Raw genomic sequence first — 5741 nt, 5'->3', positions numbered from 1 at the left:
ATCGAGGGTTCGAATCCCTCCCGCTCCGCCAGATGTAAAGAAAGCCCCTGAGCGCAAGCTCAGGGGCTTTTTCTTGGTTCATCGTGGAATACCGGGGAAGGCGGCGCGGATCTTCAGGAAGAAGTACTCCTGATCCCGATAGCCGTAGGCCCGGCGTTTGATGACCTTGATGGTGTTGTTGATGCCTTCGACGATGCTGGTGTTGAGCTGGTGTCGGCAGCGAGACAGGATCCCGTGCAGATAGGCTTTGAGCCGTTGTGCGAACAAGGCCAGTGCAGCGATTCCGCTGCTCTGAGCTTGTTCCAGCCAGCGGTCCCACGCCTGCTGGGCCCAGCCAGGGCGGCGGTAGAACCACAAACGCTTCAGCTCATCGCGCATGAGATAGGCGGTGAGCAGCGGCTGGTTGGCTTCAAGTAGCTCGCTCAGTTGCACGGTTTGCCGCCGATCAAGGTTCTCCTGGTTGCGCAGAAGCAGCCAGCGACTGGACTTGATCACCCGACGGGCTGGTTTGTCGTGCCGCAGCTTGTTGGCCTGGTCGACACGAACCCGGTCGACCACTTCACGGCCATATTTGGCCACCACATGAAACAAGTCGTAGACGATCTCGGCGTTGGGACAGTTGGCCCGAATCTCCAGCTCATAGGCAGTCGTCATGTCGATCGCTACAGCTCGGATCTGCTCGGCGATACCCGTGGGAAGCTGCTTGAAGAAGGACGCGACAGTGTCGCGGGAGCGGCCATTGCCGAGCCACAACACCTGACGACTGATCGGATCGACAACGACGGTGGCGTAGCGATGGCCTTTGTGCAGCGCAAACTCGTCCATCGCCAGATAGTGAATCTGACTCCAGTCCGGCTCTCGAACCGTCTGGCGCAACAGGGCTTTATCCAGTGCTTTGACCGTGTGCCACCCGAGCTGGAAGAAGCGGGAGACCGCCAGGATGTTGCTGGAAGCAAGCAACTGGTTGACTGCCTCAGCCAGCCGGTCCGTAACCCGCTGATAGCGACCCAGCCAGCTCAGCTTCTCCAGCCGCGGACCACCACACTGATCGCACCAGACCCGCCGCCGGGGAACCACCAAAGCAACACGAAACGCCATCATCGGCAGATCCCGTACCCGGCGCACTGTCGTCTCGTGCACCTGCCTGCAGCGGCCGCCGCAGTGCTCGCAGTACATCATCCGTGCCGATGGCTTGAGGTGGATCGTGACAGTCCGACTACCATCCTCAGGCCATGCCACCCGCTCCACCCGATAGCCCTCCCAGCCACCAAGCTTCTCAATCGTTTTCCGGTCCAGCATGGCCTCACCCTTGAGCCGGCAAATCAGGCCTCAAGGGTATCGCTGATCAGACAAGACTCCACGGTAACCCGCGAAGAACCTTTTTCTTTGGCTGTTTGCCGGCCGATTCTGCCTGCGTGCGCCTGGCGACCCGTAGTGCGCGGACCGTCTCGCAGCACCACCGCAGGCCGGTCACCTGCCAGGTGTCGCAATCGCGCCAGTGGCGTAGAATGCCGCTGCCGCCGCGGCGATGCACTGCTCGCCCGGCACTCCCTTTACCTCGAGCCGCCGCCAGAGGATTTTCTTTCCTTTCTGGAGGCGTTGCCGTGTCCGTTGCTCCGATTCGTGTTGCCCAGGCCCTTGCGGGTCGCCGTCGTGCCGATCGTTCGTCGCTGCCGCAGATGTCCCCGCTGAGCCAGGCGATGGCCGGCGTGCTGGGTTTGGCCCTGTTTGCCGCCGCTGCACAGGCCGAAGAGGCGCCGGCGCCACCGAAGCAGGATGCCGCGCAGACCCTGCAGACGGTGCAGGTCACCGCCAACCAGCTGGGTACCGTCACCGAAGGCAGTGATTCCTACACGCCCGGCACGATCGCCACCGCCACCCGGCTGGTGCTGAGTCCGCGCCAGACACCGCAGTCGATCAGCGTGATCACGCGGCAGGAAATGAACGACTTCGGCCTCAACGGCATCGACGATGTCATGAAGGTCACCCCCGGCATCAGCATCGTCACTTACGACAGCGAACGCACCGAGTACTACGCGCGCGGCTTTGCCGTGCAGAACTTCCAGTACGACGGCATTCCGATGGCGCGCGACTCGGCGTACTCGGCGGGCAATACGCTCAGCGACATGGCCATCTACGATCGCGTCGAAGTGCTCAAGGGCGCTACTGGCCTGCTGACCGGCATGGGCGATCCGGGCGCGACCATCAACCTGGTGCGCAAGAAGCCCACCCGCGAACTGGCCGGCAGTGCCACGCTGGGCGCCGGCGCATGGGACAGCTATCGCGCCGAGTTCGATGTCGGCGGGCCGCTGACCGAGAGCGGGCGCGTGCGCGGTCGTGCGGTTGCCGCTTACCAGGACAAGCACTCCAACGTCGACCACTACCAGCGCACCAACCAGGTGTTCTACGGCATCCTCGAGGCCGACCTCACCGACAACACGCTGCTCACCGTCGGCGCCGACTACCAGGACAGCGATCCGCAGGGCTCCAGCTGGGGTGGCATTCCGCTGCTGGACAGCCAGGGCAACTTCAACAACATGCCGCGTTCGTTCAACAACGGGGCGCGCTGGAGCAGCTGGGCGCAGTACAGCCGCACCGCCTTCGCCACGCTCGAACACACCTTTGGCAACGACTGGGTGGCCAAGCTGCAGCTCAACCACCAGGTCAACGGCTACGACGCCCCGCTGGGCGCGGCGGCCGGTGGCAATCCCGACCCGGTGACCGGCGCGGGCGTGAGCATGTGGGTGGGCAAGTACGTCGGCGAGACCACCAGCAACGCGGCTGATCTGTATGTGAGCGGCAAGTTCGAGTGGTTCGGGCGCGAGCACGAGCTGGTGGTCGGTGGCAGCGTGTCGCGCAAGCACTGGATCAACAACGGTTACTCGCCGCAGCCGGGCTACGCGACCGCTGTGGCCGACTACTACGCCTGGACCGGGGATGTGCCCGAGCCGGACTGGCAGTGGGGTTACGGCGATGACCAGATCACCCGCGAGAGCGGTGCCTACGTGGTGGGTCGCTTCGACCTGGCCGATCCGCTCAAGCTGATCGTCGGCAGCCGCATCGCCAACTATAAATCGCCGGACACCGACGAAAGTGGCGTGATCGTGCCGTACGCGGGCCTGGTTTATGACCTCAACCGCAACTTCTCGGTGTTCGCCAGCTACAGCACCATCTTCAAGCCGCAGGGCAACCAGGATGAGCAGGGCAGGGTGCTCGACCCGCTGGAAGGGCGCAGCTACGAAGCGGGCCTGAAGGCGGAGTTCTTCGACGGCCGCTTCAACGCCAGCGCAGCGGTGTTCCAGCTGGACCAGGACAACTTCGCCGAACCCACCGGCGGGCTCACTCCGAGCGGCGGGATCGCCTATCGCGGGTTGATGGGCGTGCGCACCAAGGGCTACGAGCTGGAGATGTCCGGCCAGGTCGCGCCGGGCTGGCAGGTGCAGGGCGGTTACGCGCACAAGATCGCACGCCAGCAGTCCACCAAGGTCTCCACGCTGGAGCCGGAAGACCAGTTCAGCCTGCACACCAGCTATCGCCTGACCGGGCCGATGCAGGGTTGGAGCGTGGGGGGCGGGGCGCGCTGGCAGGGGACCACGTTCGGCACGATCACCAACCCGGCCGACGGCCAGAGCCAGGTCCATCGCACCGAGCCGTATTGGCTGCTGGATGCGATGGCGCGCTACCAGTTCAACGACCAGTTGTCGGCCACGCTCAACGTCAACAACCTGCTCGACAAGCACTACTACACGATCTTCAGCTGGTACAGCACCTACACCTGGGGCGAGCCGCGCAACGTGCGGCTGACGGTGACGTACAAATTCTAAGGTAGTGGTATCGGCACCCCGGCCGGTCCAGGCCGGGGTGCTTTAGCGCGCCTGCTCGCGGTCGGGTGTCGCGCGCCCTGCGCCTGCAATCGGTAAGTGGGTTCCAGATCGCGTCAAGGCGACGCCACGACAAGGGGAATTCCTACTTCAGGCGAAATGCGTCCTCTGTAGCTTCAGGCTTCCGCGCAAAGGCGGAAGCAAGCGCGACATTGCGTCCGCCTGCAGCTCAACGGAGGCCCTGATGAAGGAATCGAACGCACTGAAGTTGGTGATAGCAAGTCTGCTGGCGGCCAGGGCGGCGGGGATGATTCCGGCCGCAGGTGCCGGGGGATACTGCAGCATCCAGACCGGTTGTCAGGTCATTGGATACCGCCCGCCCGGCGGCGGGTTTGGAGGAGGAGGATCATGGGGATCCGGCGATGGATCATCCGATCCCAAGCACGATAATCAGCGGATCGAATGGTGCCAGGACTTTCCCGCAATGGTCTGGGAGGGCGCAGGTTGCGACGTCCACAATCCGCCGCCGCTGCAGGTCAACGGTTGCGGTGCTGCAGGTGGTCCTGGTGTGCCCGATTACCTTATAGCTTCCCCTGCGTTGCAGCCGGGCGCGGCGTATTTCGGATACGTCTTCCGTCAGGCTTGCGACGTGCATGACATGTGTTACGGCACGGCAGGATCGGACAAGCACCAATGCGACGAAAGGCTGCGTGACGACATGATCGCGCAAGCCCAGCAAAGTATGGGCGATTCTGCCTTTGTGGCGTTCGGCGTGTTCGTCGTCGGACAGGCCACCGCATACGCCAAATTCCTGCAGTGGGAGTGGGTTGAGCCGTGGACGTCCCTGCCTGCATTCATCAAGGCGCAGGAAGAAGCCTTCTGTCGGCAGGACAGCGGCATCTTCAAGGGATTGTGTGGATGACGCTCCGGGTTGCCAATTTAAAAGGAAAGAGGGCGGCGTCGATGGGTGCGGTTGTCGTTCTCGGCATCGCCGGTCTTGGTTGCTGGCAGTGGTTGTCCACACGGGATGGAACGGAAGCTGAGCTCGCGACCCAATTCGAATCCTTGAATGATTATGCGCAAGCGGACCGTCGTTTTCGCGAGGAGAGGTCTGGCATAAGGGACCCCAAGACGGCCAGCAACGTGGTCGCCAGACAGACAAGCGTGCAGGACCTTTTCGCGAGAGACCCGCGCCTGCTGGCGTTGTCTGCCGATGAGGCGGCGTGGCTGGATCGGCACTATTATCCAACGCGGAAGGACCTGGAAAGCCTGGCGTCGCTGGACACCAAGGCGCTGCGGGGAACTCGGGATCCTCGCCTGGCCACGCTGCACGGGTTGGCATTGGTTGAGCGGAAGCAGCTCTCAAGCGCGACGGCGGTCCTGATGGGTGCAGCCGCCATGGGCTCGATCTACGCGAGTGAAGAGGCGGCGGTAGCCGAGCGCATGCTGGTGCAGGAGCGGCTCGGCGTTGGTAAGCCGGACCTCGACGCGGTGTATCGCGCTCGTCTCGAGGTTGCAAGGATCCTTGGTGATCACACGGTCCAGTTTCTCATTGACCGGGACATTGCCGAGTTCGATATGTCCGCGCGAGGTGCAGATGTGCAACGGCACACGACAGAATTTCTTCGACACCTGGGTGACGACGCCCAGCTTCGTGGAATTCCTGCACCAGGCCTCGATGCACGTCCAAATGGGGCTCAGTGGTCGGACCTTTACCAGCTGCATCGCGCTGGAGGCGGTGCAGATGTGATCACAGTTTATGAGCGCAAGTAGCGTGAACGCGTGTTTTCGTTGTTCCGATGCCTGGATTGATGGCGCTTTTGCACAGCTTCTGGATTGGGAGCCGAAGGCCCAGCCCAGGACGTTTGACGMGCGTGCGCAGCCATGGATGGCTGCCTTCCTCGTGCACGACAGCTTCAA

The 5741-nt window shown here is 63.1% G+C and carries 4 protein-coding genes; 3 read left to right on the top strand and 1 reads right to left on the bottom strand.

Translation table 11 applies throughout. From position 1 onward, the window contains the following. Positions 1-78 precede the first annotated feature (78 nt). Positions 79-1299, bottom strand: coding sequence for an ISL3 family transposase (locus tag AC1DQP_RS15190; protein ID WP_457321949.1), 1221 nt, complete (start codon positions 1297-1299; stop codon positions 79-81). Positions 1300-1679: 380 nt separating this feature from the next. Here AC1DQP_RS15190 and AC1DQP_RS15185 point away from each other — a divergent pair, with 380 nt between their 5' ends. From AC1DQP_RS15185 to AC1DQP_RS15175, 3 genes are all read left to right on the top strand, one after another. After that, entirely contained in the window at positions 1680-3824 is a 2145-nt protein-coding gene (locus AC1DQP_RS15185; protein ID WP_478051925.1) for a TonB-dependent siderophore receptor, read from the top strand. 241 nt (positions 3825-4065) lie between these two features. Then, positions 4066-4743, top strand: coding sequence for a hypothetical protein (locus AC1DQP_RS15180; RefSeq protein ID WP_478051924.1), 678 nt, complete (start codon positions 4066-4068; stop codon positions 4741-4743). Beyond that, complete coding sequence (locus tag AC1DQP_RS15175) at positions 4740-5594, top strand: hypothetical protein (protein ID WP_478051923.1); 855 nt, start codon at positions 4740-4742, stop codon at positions 5592-5594. Before AC1DQP_RS15180 ends, AC1DQP_RS15175 begins: the two co-directional genes overlap by 4 nt. The last annotated feature ends 147 nt before the right edge of the window (positions 5595-5741 follow it).

The sequence above is a fragment of the Stenotrophomonas sp. P5_A8 genome (assembly GCF_056400545.1).
This window is presented reverse-complemented; position numbering and strand designations above follow the sequence as displayed.

Excerpts from the sequence above, each read along its gene's own strand:
- AC1DQP_RS15175 (WP_478051923.1), top strand. The coding sequence starts at position 4,740 with ATGACGCTCCGGGTTGCCAATTTAAAAGGAAAGAGGGCGGCGTCGATG.
- AC1DQP_RS15185 (WP_478051925.1), top strand. The coding sequence starts at position 1,680 with ATGTCCCCGCTGAGCCAGGCGATGGCCGGCGTGCTGGGTTTGGCCCTG.
- AC1DQP_RS15180 (WP_478051924.1), top strand. The coding sequence starts at position 4,066 with ATGAAGGAATCGAACGCACTGAAGTTGGTGATAGCAAGTCTGCTGGCG.
- AC1DQP_RS15190 (WP_457321949.1), bottom strand. The coding sequence starts at position 1,299 with ATGCTGGACCGGAAAACGATTGAGAAGCTTGGTGGCTGGGAGGGCTAT.